The sequence below is a fragment of the Anaerocolumna xylanovorans DSM 12503 genome (assembly GCF_900143645.1).
GTDB classification, from domain to species: domain Bacteria; phylum Bacillota; class Clostridia; order Lachnospirales; family Lachnospiraceae; genus Anaerocolumna; species Anaerocolumna xylanovorans.
The window spans coordinates 188,057-206,751 of record NZ_FRFD01000009.1; the positions used below are offsets into that span (position 1 = coordinate 188,057).

The 18,695-nt window shown below is 39.1% G+C and carries 16 protein-coding genes and 1 pseudogene; 7 read left to right on the forward strand and 10 right to left on the reverse strand.

Annotated features, from left to right (window positions below; all coding sequences use genetic code 11):
* Positions 1–118 precede the first annotated feature (118 nt).
* The 9 genes from tpiA to recN form a co-directional block, all read right to left on the reverse strand.
* Complete coding sequence (gene tpiA / locus BUF11_RS15820; protein ID WP_073589824.1) at positions 119–865, reverse strand: triose-phosphate isomerase; 747 nt, start codon at positions 863–865, stop codon at positions 119–121.
* A gap of 73 nt (positions 866–938) precedes the next feature.
* The gene (locus tag BUF11_RS15825) at positions 939–2,135 is read right to left on the reverse strand and encodes a phosphoglycerate kinase (protein WP_073589825.1); all 1,197 of its coding nucleotides are present in this window, start codon (positions 2,133–2,135) and stop codon (positions 939–941) included.
* A gap of 152 nt (positions 2,136–2,287) precedes the next feature.
* A complete protein-coding gene (gene gap, locus BUF11_RS15830) occupies positions 2,288–3,301 on the reverse strand; it encodes a type I glyceraldehyde-3-phosphate dehydrogenase (RefSeq protein WP_073589826.1) in 1,014 nt (337 codons plus the stop codon).
* A 362-nt stretch (positions 3,302–3,663) separates the two neighbouring features.
* Positions 3,664–3,930, reverse strand: a complete 267-nt coding sequence (locus tag BUF11_RS15835) for a spore coat protein (RefSeq protein WP_073589827.1) — start codon at positions 3,928–3,930, stop codon at positions 3,664–3,666.
* Between the two features lie 11 nt (positions 3,931–3,941).
* The gene (locus tag BUF11_RS15840) at positions 3,942–4,127 is read right to left on the reverse strand and encodes a hypothetical protein (RefSeq protein WP_073589828.1); all 186 of its coding nucleotides are present in this window, start codon (positions 4,125–4,127) and stop codon (positions 3,942–3,944) included.
* A 125-nt stretch (positions 4,128–4,252) separates the two neighbouring features.
* A complete protein-coding gene (glgA, locus tag BUF11_RS15845) occupies positions 4,253–5,695 on the reverse strand; it encodes a glycogen synthase GlgA (RefSeq protein WP_073589829.1) in 1,443 nt (480 codons plus the stop codon).
* A 171-nt stretch (positions 5,696–5,866) separates the two neighbouring features.
* Positions 5,867–6,670, reverse strand: a complete 804-nt coding sequence (gene spo0A, locus BUF11_RS15850; protein WP_073589950.1) for a sporulation transcription factor Spo0A — start codon at positions 6,668–6,670, stop codon at positions 5,867–5,869.
* Between the two features lie 416 nt (positions 6,671–7,086).
* Positions 7,087–8,376, reverse strand: a complete 1,290-nt coding sequence (gene spoIVB, locus BUF11_RS15855; protein WP_073589830.1) for a SpoIVB peptidase — start codon at positions 8,374–8,376, stop codon at positions 7,087–7,089.
* Positions 8,377–8,591: 215 nt separating this feature from the next.
* Positions 8,592–10,274: a DNA repair protein RecN gene (recN, locus tag BUF11_RS15860; RefSeq protein ID WP_073589831.1), complete on the reverse strand. Its 1,683-nt coding sequence runs from the start codon at positions 10,272–10,274 to the stop codon at positions 8,592–8,594.
* An 882-nt stretch (positions 10,275–11,156) separates the two neighbouring features.
* Between recN and BUF11_RS15870 the strand changes: the two genes are divergently transcribed.
* A complete protein-coding gene (locus BUF11_RS15870; protein WP_073589833.1) occupies positions 11,157–11,486 on the forward strand; it encodes a YerC/YecD family TrpR-related protein in 330 nt (109 codons plus the stop codon).
* 50 nt (positions 11,487–11,536) lie between these two features.
* On the opposite strand, the gene BUF11_RS15875 is transcribed toward BUF11_RS15870, so the two are convergent.
* Positions 11,537–12,142, reverse strand: a complete 606-nt coding sequence (locus BUF11_RS15875) for a DUF1836 domain-containing protein (RefSeq protein WP_073589834.1) — start codon at positions 12,140–12,142, stop codon at positions 11,537–11,539.
* A gap of 128 nt (positions 12,143–12,270) precedes the next feature.
* On the opposite strand from BUF11_RS15875, the gene BUF11_RS15880 reads away from it, so the two are divergent.
* From BUF11_RS15880 to BUF11_RS24425, 6 genes and pseudogenes are all read left to right on the forward strand, one after another.
* Entirely contained in the window at positions 12,271–12,471 is a 201-nt protein-coding gene (locus BUF11_RS15880; protein ID WP_073589835.1) for a DUF6774 domain-containing protein, read from the forward strand.
* A gap of 195 nt (positions 12,472–12,666) precedes the next feature.
* Positions 12,667–14,994, forward strand: coding sequence for an ATP-dependent helicase (locus BUF11_RS15885; protein ID WP_073589836.1), 2,328 nt, complete (start codon positions 12,667–12,669; stop codon positions 14,992–14,994).
* A gap of 92 nt (positions 14,995–15,086) precedes the next feature.
* Positions 15,087–15,401: a DUF4366 domain-containing protein gene (locus tag BUF11_RS15890; RefSeq protein WP_073589837.1), complete on the forward strand. Its 315-nt coding sequence runs from the start codon at positions 15,087–15,089 to the stop codon at positions 15,399–15,401.
* Positions 15,402–15,657: 256 nt separating this feature from the next.
* Positions 15,658–15,804, forward strand: coding sequence for a hypothetical protein (locus tag BUF11_RS24420; protein WP_175562079.1), 147 nt, complete (start codon positions 15,658–15,660; stop codon positions 15,802–15,804).
* A 73-nt stretch (positions 15,805–15,877) separates the two neighbouring features.
* Complete coding sequence (locus BUF11_RS15895; RefSeq protein WP_073589838.1) at positions 15,878–17,293, forward strand: PhoH family protein; 1,416 nt, start codon at positions 15,878–15,880, stop codon at positions 17,291–17,293.
* Positions 17,294–17,922: 629 nt separating this feature from the next.
* Positions 17,923–18,695: pseudogene (locus BUF11_RS24425) on the forward strand (hypothetical protein); the annotation flags it as partial.

An 18,695-nucleotide genomic window follows, 5' to 3' on the forward strand; every position in this document is an offset into this window, starting at 1 on the left:
TTCTGTCTCAATAATTTCCGGCAGTTTAATACTGCGAATTCTTACATAGGGTTATTCACCCAATGTAAGATGGTGTTACAGTTTCATTATAAACCAATCTTTTGAAAGTGCAAATAATTTATTTATAATTAACAATTTTCCCAAAATCTGGTTTTAAGCTGGCTCCGCCTACAAGGCCGCCATCAATATCCGGCTGGGAGAATAATTCGGCAGCAGAATCTGCTGTAACACTTCCGCCATACTGGATTCTGATTGCTTCTGCAGTATCGGTGTCATATATTTCAGAGATGCAGTCACGGATTGCCTTGCATACTTCCTGTGCCTGTGCAGAGGTTGCAACTTTACCGGTTCCGATAGCCCAGATAGGCTCATAAGCAATAACTGCTGTCTTAGCCTGGTCAGGAGTTACATTTAAGAAGGCGATCTTAATCTGCTGACGGATAAAGTCAATGGTTACTCCCTGTTCTCTCTGTGTAAGAGATTCACCGCAGCAGATGATAGGAGTAATACCATGTTCGAAAGCCTTTAATACTTTCTTATTTACTGTAACATCTGTTTCTGCAAAGTATTCTCTTCTTTCAGAATGTCCGATTATAACGTAACGAACGCCGATATCATCAAGCATGGCGGGAGCGATTTCACCGGTATAAGCACCGTTTTCTTCAAAATGCATATTTTCAGCACCGATTTGTATGTTGGAACCTTTTGCAGCAGTGACAGCAGTGGTTAAAGAAATTGCCGGTACACAAAATACTACATCTGCTTCCTCTGTTGCTACAAGGGGTTTTAACTGATTAATAAGGGTAATGGTCTCACTGGGAGTCTTATTCATCTTCCAGTTTCCTGCAATAATTTTTCTGCGCATAACTTTTCTCCTTTTTATCAAGAAAAGGGACTGTCAGGCATTACCGCTGCCAGTCCCTATATTTTAAATTGTTTTATTTATCATTTGCCGCAGCAACGCCGGGAAGTTCTTTTCCTTCCAGGAATTCAAGAGAAGCACCGCCGCCTGTTGAGATATGTGTCATCTTATCGCCAAAGCCTAAAATATTAACGGCTGCCGCGGAATCACCGCCGCCGATGATTGTAACAGCATCAAGATCAGCCAGAGCCTTGGCTACTGCAATAGTACCTGTTGCAAAGTTAGACATTTCGAATACACCCATAGGTCCATTCCAAACAACTGTCTTAGCTTCTTTTAAGGCATCTGCATAAAGTTTGCAGGTCTTCTCACCGATATCAAGTCCAAGCCAGCCTTCATCAATTCCTTCTTCGCTGGTTACAGTCTTAAATTCTGCATCATTGGAGAATTCTTTTGCTTCTACCGTGTCAACGGGAATTAAGAGCTTAACGCCTTTTTCTTCAGCCTTTTCTATCATTTCTTTTGCATAGTCAAGATAATCAGCCTCTAACATGGAGTTTCCGATTTCCTCGCCCTTTGCCTTTAAGAAAGTATATGCCATACCACCACCGATAATAAGGGTATCTACCTTATCAAGAAGGTTGTTGATTACGGAAATCTTACTGGATACCTTGGAACCGCCAAGGATAGCTACAAAAGGTCTTTCAGGATTATTTACCGCATTTCCAAGGAAATCAATTTCCTTCTGCATTAAGTAACCTACAACTGCTGTATCAACATATTTAGTAATACCAACATTGGAGCAGTGAGCTCTGTGTGCGGTACCGAAAGCATCGTTTACAAATACATCACAGATGGATGCAAGATCTTCGCTGAAAGCGTCAACATTTTTGGTCTCTTCTGCTCTGTAACGTGTATTTTCAAGAAGGACAACATCTCCGTCTTTCATTTCAGATACGGCCTTTTTTGCATTCTCGCCAACTACAGTAGCATCTGCTGCAAATGTTACAGGCTGTCCTAACAGTTCAGAAAGCCTTACTGCCACAGGTGCTAAAGATAATTCCGGCTTCGGCTCTCCCTTAGGTTTTCCAAGATGAGAGCAAAGAATAATCTTTCCCCCGTCTTTGATTAATTTCTGAATGGTGGGAAGTGCTGCTACCAGACGGTTTTCGTCTGTAATCTTGCCTTCCTGAAGGGGTACGTTAAAGTCACAGCGGACAAGAACTCTTTTTCCTTTTACGTTAATGTCATCGATGGATTTCTTATTAAGCATGTAATTGCTCCTTTCAATATGATGTTACACATTAATATAGGGCCCGTATCTTTATAGAAAATCACAGGAGGGTTCGGTAAACGTTCCTCGACTTCCTTTCAAAGACCGGACCCATAATAGGATCAATAAATTATGAAATTAACAGTCCAATATTATGCTAATTCAGCAAAATATTTAATTGTTCTTACCATCTGGCTTGTGTAGGAATTTTCATTGTCATACCAAGCAACGGTCTTTACTAAAGTCTGTCCGTTTCCCAAGTCTGTTACCTTAGTCTGGGTAGCATCAAATAAAGAACCTTCTGAAATACCGATGATATCGGAGGATACTAATTCTTCTTCTGTGTAACCGAAGGAAGGATTTGCAGCAGCCTTCATTGCAGCATTAACATCTGCTTTGGAAACTTTTCCTTCAACAACTGATACTAATTCTGTTGTAGAACCGGTAGGAACGGGTACTCTCTGAGCAGCTCCGTCTAATTTGCCGGCTAATTCAGGAATTACAAGACCGATAGCTTTAGCAGCGCCGGTGGAGTTAGGAACGATATTAACGGCAGCAGCACGGGCTCTTCTTAAATCGCCTTTTCTGTGAGGTCCGTCAAGTACCATCTGATCTCCTGTGTAAGCATGGATTGTAGTCATGAAGCCTTTTACGATAGGTGCTAATTTATTTAAAGTGTTTGCCATAGGTGCTAAGCAGTTGGTTGTACAGGAAGCAGCGGAGATAATTGTATCTTCAGCCTTTAATATTTCCTCGTTTACACCAAATACTACGGTAGGAAGATCATCGCCTGCAGGAGCAGAGATAACAACTTTTTTAGCGCCAGCATCGATATGAGCCTGGGATTTAGCTTTTGATACATAGAAGCCTGTACACTCAAGAACTACATCTACACCGATTTCTCCCCAAGGAAGTTTCTTAGCGTCAGCTTCTGCATAAATTTTGATTTCTTTTCCGTCAACAACGATAGAAGATTCTTTTGCTACTACAGTATCTCCTTTAGCATATCTTCCCTGTGCGGAATCATATTTTAATAAGTGTGCAAGCATTGTAGGATTTGTTAAGTCGTTGATAGCTACGATTTCATATCCTTCTGCTCCAAACATCTGTCTGAATGCAAGACGTCCAATACGTCCGAAACCATTAATTGCTACTTTTACTGCCATTTTTATTCCTCCTAATTGTTAATTTTATAATATGCTGCCATAATGTTCCATAACATCAACTTTATGTAGGAGCGACAGCTATTAACCAATATGATTGACAAAATTTTCTCAAACACTATATTATTTTACCTTTTTTACAGGAAAATATCAAGTGTAAAATATAAATTACATCAAGATTAATAGATACTTCACAAATACTTTTCAGGAATAAATTTCTTTGTGCATTTTAACTGTAGCTAAATCCCAATAGGGGATTTTTTCCTGCTGCTCTATGGGCATCTATGTATAAGTCCTTAAACTGGAACCGGGAACGGGAGGCTGCCTCTATAAATCTGCAGCTTCCTTCCCTGATTCACAGTAAATTATCTCATTGGCTGACCAGAGGATTGTGATATAAAACTTCTTACAGTATCAATTTCTTCCGGCGTAGCCTTTTGTGCCGGTTGATAATAATTTTTACTTTTAGCTATCGTATACAATTCATGCTGGCAAGTTTCCGCATCATTTCTCATCTGCTGTAAAGTCTGCCTAAGTTGCTGATCTTCTGCCTGTGATATCATATCTCCCAAGCTTTTTAGCCCTGCATTAATTGAATTCAGCGCATCTGTTACCATTGCCTGTTCCTGCATAATGAAACCTCCTATTTAAGAAATTGAATTAATTTTTGTCTTGTCTGTTCTGCTGACTGGACTTCTTTTTGGAAAAACTGCTTTACATTAGGATCTGTACACTGCTCAGCGTAAGTCTGATATTTCTGCTTGTCAGATTCCCCAAATACCAATAAATGTCTCAGATTTTGAACGTCAAGTTTGGATAGGTTACTCATTCTTAGTTTCCTCCTTTTGCTATTTTCAGATAACTGCGTTGGTTTTTGCACATTATCTAAACCTATTATCTCAAAGAGGACACTTTCTTATGCAGGCAAAAAAATAGTAATTAAAAATATTGCTGTCAGGATAACATCCTGTCATATAATTCCTCATAAAGAAGGGCAGAGGTTTTCCAGGAATAGTCCATTGCCATTCCCCGATCCACCAGTTTGTTCCATTCTCTTTTTTTATTGTAATAAACAGATTTTGCGTAATTTATAATAGAAAGCATTTCATGAGCATTATAATTGTGGAAGCTAAAACCTGTTCCGCTGCTTTCAAATTCATTATAGGGTGCCACAGTATCCTTTAAACCGCCGGTTTCTCTTACAATCGGCACCGTTCCGTATCGCAGGCTGATTAGCTGGCTTAAACCGCAGGGTTCAAACAGTGACGGCATAAGAAAAGCATCACAGGCAGCATAGACTTTGTGTGCTCTTTCTTCTGAAAAATATATATTGGCAGAAACCCTGTCTCCATACTTCCAGGCATAATGCCTGAACAGATTCTCATACTTGGCTTCTCCGGTACCGACAACAACCAGCTGTACATCCTCCGTACAGATATTTTCAATCACACAGTCAATCAGGTCAAAGCCTTTCTGGTCCGTCAGTCTGGATACAATTCCTATCATAAACTTCTTCTGATCCACCTTAAGTCCTAACTCTTCCTGAAGGGCTTTTTTATTCTTAATCTTTTCCTTACGGAAATTTTTTGCATTATAATGAAAAGGTATAAAGGGATCATTAGCAGGATCATATTCCTCATAATCAATACCATTTACAATTCCTTCAAGAAAATTACTTCTTGCCCTCATAAGACCGTCAAGTGCCTCTCCATAATAAGGTGTTTTTATCTCTTCGGCATAAGTCTTACTGACAGTCGTTACCTTGTCTGCGTAGGTAATACCACCCTTTAGGTAATTGGCATCGCCATAAGCTTCTAATTTATCCGGAGTAAAATAATAATCTCCCAATCCTGTTATATCTTTAACCGTCTTAAGATCCCATATCCCTTGAAATTTAAGGTTATGTATAGTCATAACAGATTTAATACCGTGGTAAAATTGATCACCGGAAAACAAATCCTTTAAATAAACCGGAACAAGACCTGTCTGCCAATCATGGCAATGTACAATATCCGGCTTAAAGTCGATCAGCGAAAGAATAGCAAGAACTGCTTTTGAGAAATAAGCGAATTTTTCAATATCTTCATATATACTACCGTAAGGTGTATTTCCACAAAAATAAAATTCATTATCGATAAAATAGTAATGTATCCCGTCTTCTATAATTTCAAATACCCCTACGTATTTACGCCTCCAGGCAAGATCCATATAGAAGTTAAACTTATATACCATCTTTTCTTTTAAAGCTTCCGGTATGATTTTATATTTTGGCATTACGACCCGTACATCATACTCTTCCTTATTAATGTATTTTGGCAAGGCACCCACAACGTCTGCAAGACCGCCTGTTTTCAAATATGGTACACATTCAGAAGCTGCAAATAATATTTTCTTCATAACTACCTCCGGAATATTTATAGTAAACTGGTATATTTTGATTATACATGATTTTCCACCATTAGCAAAGTTCATTTTCAACAAAAAACTGCTTCAGTAAAACGATACTTTTGTAAGCATCGTACCCCTTTTACTGAAGCAGTATATTTTTTACAGTAGGTTTCCCACCTATTATGCTCTTAATTTATATTCTAATCTTATTTTATCAGCTATTAAGGCTACGAATTCCGAATTGGTCGGTTTTCCTTTTCCGTTGCTGACAGTATAGCCAAACAGTTCATCAATTGTATCCATTTTACCTCTGCTCCAGGCTACTTCAATAGCATGTCTGATAGCTCTTTCCACTCTGCTTGGCGTTGTTTTGTGCCTCTTGGCAATGGAGGGATATAATAATTTGGTAATGGAATTTAACATTTCACTATCATTAACTGACATCATAATTGCATCCCTTAAATACTGATATCCTTTAATGTGAGCAGGCACTCCGATTTCATGAATTATATTTGTTACATCCGACTCCAGGTTTCTTTCTTTATAATCATCCTTACTTTCGTAAGTACTCACCCGATGATTTTCAAACACTTTTGTATTATGTAAATCGCCTCTGATTTGTTTAATTCTGGTGAGTACCATATTGTTATCAAAGGGTTTCATAATATAATAGCTTGCGCCTAATTCGAATGCGTTTTCTGTTACACCTTCCTGCCCGATTGCTGTAATTACGATAAATGCCGGTATACTTTTGAAGCTATCATCAAGTCTGACTTTTTCCATTACACCCAAACCATCCAATTTAGGCATAATCAAATCCAAAAGTACAACATCCGGTTTCTTTTCCTTAATAACTTCCAGTGCATCAATACCATTGTCAGCTGTTCCTACCACCTCAATATCGGAGTCTCCCTTCAAGATCTCCTCTAACAGCTTCACGATTCTTTCGTTGTCATCCACAATTGCTACATTGATCTTACCCACTTTGTTTTCCTCCCAAAATATTCCTTTCATTTATAGATTTTGTCTGACTTGTATAGCTTATAACCTCCTTTGTGTGACATCTGCGTAAAAAATAGTTCATCCGTACTATATTATACCTCTTCATGGCAACCAAGTCAATATTTTCCATATTCTTTAACAAAAACTCGGCTTTTTCTACTGATTTTAAAAATCAACTTAAAATATACAGCCTTTTACATAATATATTACGGATGAGTGACGTCAATTCAATTAATCTGCAAATAATGTTTTGTTAATTATTTACATATCCATATTATATACATTTATTTCCATTTTATCAATTCTTTCTTATCGCAATTTACGACACAGAGACCTTTACTGTTAAATACTGTTGTTTTTTACAGCTGCAGTTACATTAAGTCGATTGCGGTGAAATTTTAATCCGCATCCAGATTATTAATCATATTTTCAATAAATGTCCCGTAACCCTTGGCGGAATCCTGTATAAATACATGGGTAACCGCTCCGATTATCTTACCGTTTTGTATAATCGGACTTCCGCTCATTCCCTGAACAATTCCTCCTGTTTTTTCCAGAAGCGTATGGTCAGTAATGCTTATTACCATACCCTTATTGGGACTTTGACTGTTAATATCAATCTTATCGATATTAATGCTGTATTCTTTTACCTCATTCTCCACACAGCTAAGAATGGTAGCCGGTCCAAGCTTTATTTCCTGTTTTAAGCCTACGGGAACCGCATCGTGTTCGTTTGCCCTCACAAAACCGGAGCCGATATTTCCAAATATACCCTGGTTGGTGTTTTTCTTTATATTTCCGATTTTATTACTGTCATCCTGATTAATAAGCCCGATTAATTCTCCCGGGACTCCCTGTTTGCCTTTTATAATGGTCATGATATCCGCATTGTAAAGATAACCCCGCTCAATCTCCATCAGCAAACTTGTATCAATGTCCGTAATGCCATGACCTAAAGCTCCAAATTGCCCATCCTTTGTAATAAAGGTCAACGTGCCGATGCCTTGCGTGTTATCCCTTATCCACGCCCCTATCTTATATTCCCCATCTGCCGTCTTTACAGGCGTTACCTTGTATTCGGTTATTTTATCATCCCTGCGCAGAGTGACCTTAATATCTTTCCCATCACAATGCTGTATCTCTTCAATCAGCTCCTCCTTATTATGGATTACCGTATCATTTATTTTAGTAATATAATCACCGGTTTTTAGCTTGTTTAAAGAGGGTTCATAATTAAGTCCGTCTTCTCCGTTAATAACTCCTGTACCCAAAACCATAACTCCATTGGTTTCTATATAAATTCCTATTGGATTACCGCAGGGTATTAATTCCTTTTGGTCAATTACCCCTAAAGTAACTTCTTTAAAATCCAGGAATCCAAAAAGCTTCAGGTGAATTTTATAATTTCCTTTGGAACTTGATTTCAGAGTAAATGGTTTGTTAAGATCAAGCTTGATTAAATCCTTGGGAACATTTTTATTGTTTACGTTTAATACATCTACATCTGCGGATGTAACTCTGCCCTCCATCGGAAGATTGAAATTAAATTCCTCATTTTCTCCTACCATGATTTTGATAGAATCCGGTACACTGCTGTCAATGTAGCGGTAAGTAAAATAAAGCAATGTAATTATGTTTATGCACAGTACAAGGACTAGGATTTTTCTGTAAACGGATTTTCTATGCATGATATTAGCTCCTCTACGCATCTAACGCTTTTTTATAGGTATAGGCATATTTTTAACTTTTATTTTTATTTTATTAGTCCACGTTATTTCCAAAAATAAAATAATCAGCCAATTGTAATAAATTTTGTCATTACAAAACAAAAGGATACACACTTTTAGCGTATATCCTTAAATACCTGCCTTATGTTAGTATGTGTAAGAAATCCAATTTCAAACTAACTTTTTTTGTTTTTTTTCGCCATCTGCTTCATTTCCTTTGCACTCTCAATTACTGTCTTTGTAATCACAGTTCCTCCAAGAATGCGTGCAATTTCAGCTATGGATTCCTCCTCTTTTAACTGCCTTATGTCCGTTTTTGTTGTGATTCCATCCGTATGTTTTTCAATAATATAGTGGTTATCTGCCATAGAAGCTATCTGTGCCAGGTGAGTGATGCATATTACCTGATGGCTCTTAGAAATCTCTGATAATTTCTCCGACACCTTCTGGGCGGTTCTTCCGCTGATACCGGTGTCTATCTCATCAAATATTAAAGCTTCAATCTCGTCCTTATCGGCAAAGACCGATTTTATTGCAAGCATTATTCTTGACAGCTCACCCCCGGAAGCAACTTTTGAAAGTATTTTTAATTCCTCGCCGGGATTTACTGATATCAGAAATTCTGCGTCATCAAAACCATTCGGGGAATAGTGTTCCTTTCTGGTTAGTTCAATGGTAAACTGTATATCCAGGAAATTCAAATCCAGTAATGCCTCCCTGATGCGGGCAGACAGAATCTTAGCATTCTTCTCTCTGATTTCTGAGAGCTTTTCGCAAAGGCTCTTTACTTCCTTTTCCTGCTGTCCAATCTTCCGGTTCAAAGCCTGCAGAGTCTCTTCATAATGATAGTACTGCTCCAGCTTTTCTTCTCCCTCTTCCATTACCTTCTCAATGTCTTCAAGGGAGTTGCCGTATTTTGCTTTGAGATGATTGATCAGATTCAAACGTTCCTCAATTCCTTTAAAATTCTCTTCATGATTGCTCAAATCCGATGTGTATTCCGACAGATTTCTGTTGAACTCATCTACAAGTGTTTCCAGATCAATGATTTGGTTATAAAATCCCTTCAGTTCCTTGTCATAGTCCATTAATTTTGCCAGCTGTTTCACGCTTCTTCCAATGTTATCTCCTGCAGAGCCTGCAGATTGATAACCCATGTACTCATGTACCTGCGAAAGTCCCTCTGCAATGATTCTCGCATTGGAAAGCTTTTTATATTCATCATCCAGCTCTTTATCTTCTCCCTGCTTTAAATGGGCTTCCGTTATTTCTTTCACTTCATATTCCAGATAGGAAATTTCTCTTAGGCGTTTGTCTTCATCTATTTTCAGCTGCGATAACTGCCTCTTTAGCTCCGCTAAAGTGTCGTATTCCTTTGACAATCCCTGTTTTATGGCAGAAGCTTCTTCCTTGGCAAAACGGTCAATAATATCCAGATAATTTTCTCTGTACAATAGTGACTGGTGCTCATGCTGTCCATGTATATCAATCAGCAGTCCTGCTATTTCCTTCAGGTTTTGGGCTGTTACTGTCTCACCGTTTATTTTACTGATGCTTTTTCCGTTGGTAATCTTCCTGGTTATAAGAACCTGTCCATCGTCAAAAGGAAGATCCAATTCCTTCATTTTATCTGTGACCATCCTGCTGTTAGTTTCAAACAACAGTTCAACCATGGCATAATCCGCCCCGTGCCTTATAATATCCTTGCTTATTTTACCCCCAAGGCATACATTAACAGAACCGATTATGATTGATTTACCGGCTCCTGTTTCTCCTGTCAGTATGTTAAGACCGTCTTTTAAGGTAATATCTACTTCATCAATAATCGCAAAATTCTTTACATGTAAATTGAGCAGCAAATCTCTTCCTCCTACAGGTATGATATTATATTGTATTGTAACGCTTTGTTTTTAGGGCAGGGATTTCATTAATTTTGGGTATTTTCAAAACATATGTTCTTATTTCTATTATATGTTAACATAATTTGCTTCTTTGTGCAAGAATCCAGCACGAAAAATACGATATATTTTTTATCCGCTAATACCCCAGGCTCACCGCACTTTCCATTGATTACGACATCAAAAGTCCAGTCTTTCACAACGGGACGGCAATTTGCACAGAGCAGAAAGACTCATGCGCTGGTTCCAAGGCGCATTCGTTCTTTCTGCTCTGTGCAAATTGCCTGTAAACATATTGAAACAGGGCTTTTGACACTCCTATCATCATATATAAGTATGGCATCAATTTAGTTATCATCATCCAAATGATAGTTAATAGAAATCCAATCGTCAGATTTATTTTCATCTTCATTATAAAGTAACCCGACCATATAATTATAGTTGTATGCATCTTTAAAATATAGTGTAGTAACCTTTCCTTCTCCTAATTTATTCTGATTAACCCTCCTGTTATTGGCACTCGCACTACATAATACCACAATATTCGCTATATAAAAAGGCACCTTCCCAATAATCCCCTTCATACCGGGGACACATTTCGCATGTGGCAGGAATATTCTACTGTGACTGCAAAAATATACTATAGTAAGTACCGATGAACTTAGCATTTATTATAACAGTCAAAATGCTGCCAAAGATGAAAATAACCAAAATACAAAGATAGATAATATAGTATTTATGGGCTCCTCCGCATAAAAAATAACCCTTTACTTTAAAACTGCGTAGTGTTAAAATATATAATATCTTATAATAGTAAGAATACACGAATCAGGAGATGAAAAATTGAGCAAAAATATAAGAACCCATGCTGTGGATTATTTATTTGAAGCCATCTTGAGTTTGAAGAGCCAGGAAGAATGTTATACTTTCTTTGAAGATATCTGTACGGTAAATGAACTGCTGTCCCTGTCACAGCGTTTTGAAGTTGCCAGGATGCTGCGCGACCATAAGACTTATTTGGAAATTGCTGAAAAAACAGGTGCTTCAACAGCTACGATCAGCCGGGTAAACCGTTCCTTAAATTATGGGAAGGATGGATACGATATGGTATTTTCACGAATACCAGACTTTAAAGAAGACGATTCAGATAGCGGCGAGATTAAAAACGAATAAGAGCAAAATAATAAAGTCTGTCTTAAGGGTTATCCTTCAGCCAGACTTTATTATTTTTTCTCCATGTCCTTTGCGGCATCATCTATAAGCTTTTCAATCATCTGCTTTTTTAAATAAACATCAAAGCCCAGCATGCAAATGAAGGAAAAAGTATTTAAGAACTCTTTGTCTTCCGGCGATTTTATATCTTTAAAAGTCTCCTGGGATTTCCGGTATTTTCTGATAACATCCTTAAGCAGATTATCCATCTGCTCTTCTTCATATTGGAAGACTTCTTTGTATATCTGCTCTAAGCCGATTTCTGAATTACCCCCATAATATTTCTCAGTAAGAGGATTAAATATCTGTTGGATATCGTTAATGCTAAGGATATTTTTAAAATAATATATAAAAATCAGCATCAGCATGTGCTCTTTGGTATACTTCTTCTTATTGGGAGCTGGCAGTAAATTGTTCTTGGTATAGTTATTTATCATGGTCTTTGTAAGCAGTTTATCCTCACTGTAACGCTTGGAGGACTTCAAATGCTCATCCATAAAGGTTGTGACCTGGTCCATATATAAATCAATGTTGGGAATGTCATCCGGATCAATATAATCCAGCTTCTTCATCCCCCGTATAAGAGTCTTTAAATATTTATCATCCCTAAACTCCATTACAATCACCTCTTCTCTCATTATATAGTATGGAAAACTTGATGTAAACAAATATTTAACTCGGTTTATGAAATTTAAAGCTACACCCCTTTCACTCTCTTTTCATATACTGATAAGAGGTGAATTTTATGTGTCCGGAAGAATTAGCTGCCTTAGCCGCTTCTCTTGCCATCGCAATCGCAAAAGACAAAACAACGGATGAATTGGACCTTCTAGCAGTATTATTATCACAAATCAGCAGTACTATTGCCACCATTTCCGTTCAAAAAAGTAATCTGGAGCCTGACTCTTCCACAGAAGAGAATTCCGCCGTTGTTGCCGGTCAATGACAACCTTTAAGAAGATAGTTTCCTTCCCTTGTCTCTGCCCCTATTCCATGATATAATTAAACATATGTTTGCTTACGGATTACTTTTGTTTACCTGATCAGGATGCAAAAAATACAAAAGAAGAAAGCATACCTATCCCAGAAGGACTTTGTTAACCTTTGGGAGATTTTAAACATACAGGAAAGGTGAATTAGCATGAGTATTTACGATACCTTAAACGCAGAACAAAAAAGGGCTGTCGAACACGATAAGGGACCTCTTCTAATCCTGGCAGGAGCAGGCTCCGGCAAAACCCGCGTATTGACCCACAGGATTGCCTATCTGATGGAGAACAAAGGCGTAAACCCCTGGAACATTCTTGCACTGACCTTTACCAATAAGGCAGCCGGTGAGATGAGAGAACGTGTGGATAATATTGTAGGTTACGGTTCAGAAAATATCTGGGTCAGCACCTTTCATTCCACTTGTGTCAGAATCCTAAGAAGATGGATTGATGTATTAGGTTTTGATAAGGGCTTTACTATTTACGACAGTGACGACCAGAAGACTCTTATGAGAGAGATCTGCAAATATCTTCAAATTGATACAAAGAATATGAAAGAAAGAAGCCTTTTGTCCGTTATCTCTTCTGCCAAAGATGAATTAATTACACCGGAAGAATATGAACTAAGGGCTGTCGGGGATTTTACAAAGGGCAAGTATGCTGCTGTCTACAAGGAATACCAGAAGCGCCTTAGGGCAAATAATGCCCTGGATTTTGATGACCTGATCTGCAAGACCATAGAATTGTTTCAGACCAGTAAGGAAGCCCTGGCTTATTATCAAAGGCGCTTCCAATACATTATGGTGGACGAGTATCAGGATACCAACACGGCACAGTTTAAACTGATTAAGCTTTTGGCAGACGGTGTAAATGAAGAAGGCCTTAGAGAGCATAATCTATGCGTAGTTGGTGATGATGACCAGTCTATCTATAAATTCCGCGGTGCCAATATTTTTAATATCCTAAACTTTGAAAAAGAATATCCCCAGGCGAAGGTTATCAAACTGGAACAAAACTACCGTTCCACCAAACGGATATTAGAAGCTGCCAATGAAGTCATAGCCAATAATGTCGGCAGAAAGGACAAGGCCCTGTGGACGGATAATGCGGAAGGCGATGTAGTACATTTTACCCAGTTCGACAGAGATTCCCAGGAGGCTGAATGTATCGTTAATGAGATTGCCCAGGCTGTCCAGTCAGAGGAAGCCTCCTATCAGGATTTTGCTATTCTTTACCGCACCAACGCCCAGTCCCGTATCTTTGAAGAAAAGCTGGTAGTAAAAAATATTCCCTATAAGATTATCGGCAGTATCAACTTCTATGCCCGTAAGGAAGTAAAAGATTTACTCTCCTACTTAAAAACCATTGGCAACGGACAAGACAGCCTTGCTGTAAAACGTATTATTAACATACCTAAACGCGGAATCGGTCTTGCAACCATTGACAAAGTGGAAGAATATGCAATCCGAAACGATATCAGCTTCTATGAAGCCCTCCGCCAGGCTGATTATATTCCGGGCCTTCAAAGGGCAGCTGCCAGGATATCTCCTTTTGTAAGTCTGATTGAGATATTAAAATCCAACATCAGCCGCCCTGATTATTCCATCAGCGACTTGCTGGATGAAATCATTGAGGCCACCGGTTACATAGAGGATCTAAAAGGGCAGGAATTGGAAAATGAGGATGACCGTATTGAAATTATCGGTGAATTAAAAAGTAAAATCGTCGCCTTTGAAGAAGCAGCCTTAGAACCGCCTTCCTTAAGCGATTTTCTGGAGGAAGTAGCCTTAGTATCCGATATTGATAACCTTACAGAGGATAACAATGTAGTAGTGCTGATGACACTTCACAGTGCCAAGGGTCTTGAGTTCCCTTATGTATACCTGTGCGGTATGGAAGAGGGTATCTTCCCAAGTTACATGTCCATTCACGCCGATGACCCGGAGACAGAAATTGAGGAAGAGAGAAGGCTCTGCTATGTAGGCATTACAAGGGCGATGAAGCGTCTTTCCCTAAGTGCCTGCTCCCAGCGTATGTTACGAGGGGAAACCCAGTTTAACAGACCTTCAAGATTTATCAGAGAAATCCCAAGATACCTTCTTACCATGGAACAAAATCCTTATAATTCAAATCCCTTCCGCAGCAATTCCCACGCCAGCCTGGTTCCGGAATTTAACAGCCGCTTACAGCCGGCCGGCGTAGCACACAGCACCAATCCAGCTGCCTCCTCTAACCGGGATATGGGAAGTATTTTCGATAAGAATAAGCCCTTTACACAGCCTCCCAGAGAATTCGGAGGCAGTAACCTCGGAACGATAGACTATGGAATTGGAGATACTGTTTCCCATATTAAATTTGGAGTAGGTCTTGTTACAAATATCAACAATGCGGGAAAAGATTATGAAGTTACCGTAGATTTTGGGACGACAGGCACCAAAAAAATGTTGGCTTCTTTTGCAAAATTGAAGAAATTATCATAAATACAATGATTTTCCAGATTTTTTATAGTAAAATAAGCTTGTTCGTGGTATAATAAAGTTGAATTTATTTCACGCAGAAAGGATGTGCTATTATGAATGCAAAAATGGACGATTTACTAAATGCGGTAAAGCTAGGTGATTTGTTACACAAAAAAGAAGAGAAAAAATCCGGCAACTGCATCGTAACAATATTAGCTGTCATCGGTGCTGTGGCTGCTGTAGCCGGTATTGCTTATGCCGTATACAGATATTTTACCCCGGACTATCTGGAAGATTTCGACGATGACTTCGATGATGACTTTGATGACGACGAAGAGGAAGATTCCTGCGATTGTGGCTGCAAGAGCCATGTAGGAGAAAAAGCTACCAAAGTTTCAGAAGAATCAGAAGAAACTTCTGAAGAATAAAAGCTGATCATCTGACTTCAAACAAATTATAAGAAACCGGAACTAAGCATATCTATCCTTAGCTCCGGTTTTTTTATGCAAAGGCTCTTTTAAGAACTGCTGTCTCTGTGCCTGATATAACTTAAATACTTCACCTGTCAAGTTTACATAAATATGATAAACAATTTACATAGATACGATTGTCTGATAGACGCTGATAGGTTATAAATAAATTAGAAACAAAATCAACTCATTTTATCCTTAAGGAGGTAAGCCTATGATAATACTGCACAGTGTTGTGTGGAAGCCGGCTTTTTGGGTTCTTTCCTTTCTCTACAGTATTGCCATGTTTCTGTTCTTTGCTAAACGCCAGTTTCCATCTAAAAAATACATTCCTCTTCACAAACTAAACTATAAACCTTAAGAAAGCTTACTGCCCAAATACTGCAGCAGGCTTTCTTTTTCTTTATCCAAAATATACCTGATGGAGGCTTCCTATGATAAAAACCTATGTTTTGGACACCAATGTTCTGATTCAATCCCCTTATGCACTGCTCTCTTTTGAAGAAAACAAAGTCGTTCTTCCTATTGCTGTACTGGAGGAACTAGATAAGTTAAAAAATGAAGAAAGTGAGCGGGGCGCCAATGCAAGACAGTCTATACGTTTTTTGGAACAGCTAAGACAGACCGGCAACTTATTCGAAGGCGTAGCTCTAAAGACTGGCGGAAATCTGAAAATTGAGGCAAACTTTATACATGTCGACCTTCCCTTTGGCTTTGCCTCCGATTCCAACGATAATCGTATTCTAAAGGTTTGCAAGGGTCTGTCAGAAAAGGGAGAAGCCGTAATTCTTGTTACAAAGGATATTATCGTACGTCTTAAATCACAAAAAATAGGAATCACAGCCGAAGATTTTACAACAGAGCAATCTCCTCTCTTAAAGGAACAGTATACCGGAAGAACAGATGTATATGCACCGGATAAAGCTATGAATGAATTTAAGAAAAAGGGACTCTCTTTGGATCAGATATATCTTAGTGCTGATGCTGAAGCCTTTTCCCATACGGAAATCTCCTCTGCTGTTGATATGCCGCCTTTTAAGCAGAAAGTGCAGCCAGTCTATAACCAGTTCTTTATCATACATTCCGAAACCAATGAAAAGAAAACACTCTTAGGCCGGTTTAACGGCAAGCTTATCGTTCCCTTAAAGAATTTAAAAGAAGAGCCTTTTGGTGTAAAGCCTGTCAATGTAGGGCAGAAATTTCTTCAGGAAGCTCTGATGCTGGAGGCAGATACTGCCCCTTTGGTTATCGTAAAAGGCCCTGCAGGTACAGCTAAGACCTTCTATTCTCTTGCAGTAGGTCTTGAGAAGATTTTTAATGCCGATAAGAAAAGTTACCGGAAAATCTTAATAACAAGACCCAATGTGCAATTTGATGAGGATATTGGATTCCTTCCCGGAACAGAGCAGGAAAAAATAGCACCTTATTTAAGACCCATTATTGACAATCTGGAAATTCTGGTAGACAAAAATGAAAACGAAAGATATAAAAACGAAAAGGAATTAAGAGGTAAGATAGATGAGCTATTCTCCCGCGGAATTATTATGGCAGAAGCTATGAATTTTATCAGAGGCCGTTCCATTACGCATACCTATCTGATTATTGACGAAGCCCAGAACCTGACTCCCAAACAGGTAAAGGGTATCGTAACAAGAGTGGGAAAAGGCACCAAAGTCATACTCTTAGGCGATCCCGGACAGATAGACCATCCCCTTCTGGATGAGCGTACCAACGGACTAAGCTATGCTTCCGAAAAAATGAAGGGAAGTCCTCTGTGCTATCAGGTAACCATGCTGACGGAAGAATGTGAAAGGTCTGCTTTGGCACTGGATGCTGCCCAGCGAATGTAAAATGGGTATGTTTATTGTTTTGTGTAAACTCACTTTACAAAGTTCCTCCTCCGGAATTTAATTATAATACACAAAAATCCATGAAACACAGTAAGGGCAAGAGGTTCAGCCTTTACTGTGTTTCATGGATTTTATAGAATAATAAAGGCTAGCAGATATTCTTCGCTTCATACATTCTTTTGTACAGCTGGACATCAGAATAGTGAGCACAAAGCTGTTTCCTAAACGGGGCATTACCTTCGGCAAACCGTATGAGATTGTCGAATTAAATATTTATAATTATCTTTCATTAAGGATATGCCGTACTTAAAATCTGTTTTTCGAGTGATTTCAAAATAAAACACCAGATTTCCCTTTGATTTTAAACAAAAATACATTTTCAGCATATAATGATTATGATATTTATACTAATAATTAATCTTTAGATGCAGCGAATATCAGTTAATGCAATAATATATCTGAAATCTTAAATAATTGAAAATCCTGTTTTTAGATTCTAAGAAACTGTTATTTATATATTAGCACTGCTTTTAAATAATTCACAACCTCTAATGCAGATTAGAAAAAAATAGAAATGGAAAGGAAAGGTATAATGAGCTATCTATAACTTTATTATACAAGGTGATTATATGAAGAAGAATCCCAGAGATATAACACGAATGAATAATAATGATTCAAATGATAATAAATGTAATTTATCTGATTGGGTTCATGCGCAAGATTATTATAGTAATAACCGTTATTTTTGTCCGGTGCCTGATCCATTCCCACATAATCCTTGCCAGCCTAATCCATGTCCGCCTAATCCTTGCCCGCCGCCTGATTGCTGTTGCTACGTAGGTCCTACCGGACCTACTGGTGCTACCGGTGCCACTGGTGCCACTGGAGCTACCGGCGCTACGGGCGTTGGTTTAACAGGTGCTACCGGGCCTGCTGGCCCTACTGGTGCTACGGGCGTTGGTTTAACAGGTGCTACCGGTGCCACTGGTCCTACCGGCGCTACCGGTGTCGGTTTAACGGGTGCTACCGGTCCTGCTGGCCCTACTGGCGCTACCGGCATTGGCTTAACAGGTGCTACCGGTCCTGCTGGTCCTACTGGCGCTACCGGTCCCGGTGGTGGGGCTACTGGTCCTGCTGGCGCTACCGGTGCCACTGGCGTTGGCTTAACAGGTGCTACCGGTCCTACTGGCGCTACTGGCGCTACTGGTGCTACTGGTGCCACTGGTCCTACTGGCGCTACCGGCGCTGGCTTAACAGGTGCTACCGGTCCTGCTGGCCCTACTGGCGCTACCGGCATTGGCTTAACAGGTGCTACCGGTCCTGCTGGTCCTACTGGCGCTACCGGTGCCACTGGCGTTGGCCTAACAGGTGCTACCGGTCCTGCCGGTCCCACTGGCGCTAC

Coding starts and splice junctions, on each gene's coding strand:
- BUF11_RS15885 (WP_073589836.1), top strand. CDS start 12,667: ATGAGTATTTACGATACCTTAAACGCAGAACAAAAAAGGGCTGTCGAA.
- BUF11_RS15875 (WP_073589834.1), bottom strand. CDS start 12,142: ATGGAGTTTAGGGATGATAAATATTTAAAGACTCTTATACGGGGGATG.
- BUF11_RS24420 (WP_175562079.1), top strand. CDS start 15,658: ATGATAATACTGCACAGTGTTGTGTGGAAGCCGGCTTTTTGGGTTCTT.
- BUF11_RS15895 (WP_073589838.1), top strand. CDS start 15,878: ATGATAAAAACCTATGTTTTGGACACCAATGTTCTGATTCAATCCCCT.
- BUF11_RS15825 (WP_073589825.1), bottom strand. CDS start 2,135: ATGCTTAATAAGAAATCCATCGATGACATTAACGTAAAAGGAAAAAGA.
- glgA (WP_073589829.1), bottom strand. CDS start 5,695: ATGAAGAAAATATTATTTGCAGCTTCTGAATGTGTACCATATTTGAAA.
- gap (WP_073589826.1), bottom strand. CDS start 3,301: ATGGCAGTAAAAGTAGCAATTAATGGTTTCGGACGTATTGGACGTCTT.
- BUF11_RS15880 (WP_073589835.1), top strand. CDS start 12,271: ATGTGTCCGGAAGAATTAGCTGCCTTAGCCGCTTCTCTTGCCATCGCA.
- tpiA (WP_073589824.1), bottom strand. CDS start 865: ATGCGCAGAAAAATTATTGCAGGAAACTGGAAGATGAATAAGACTCCC.
- spoIVB (WP_073589830.1), bottom strand. CDS start 8,376: ATGCATAGAAAATCCGTTTACAGAAAAATCCTAGTCCTTGTACTGTGC.
- BUF11_RS15840 (WP_073589828.1), bottom strand. CDS start 4,127: ATGAGTAACCTATCCAAACTTGACGTTCAAAATCTGAGACATTTATTG.
- BUF11_RS15835 (WP_073589827.1), bottom strand. CDS start 3,930: ATGCAGGAACAGGCAATGGTAACAGATGCGCTGAATTCAATTAATGCA.
- BUF11_RS15890 (WP_073589837.1), top strand. CDS start 15,087: ATGAATGCAAAAATGGACGATTTACTAAATGCGGTAAAGCTAGGTGAT.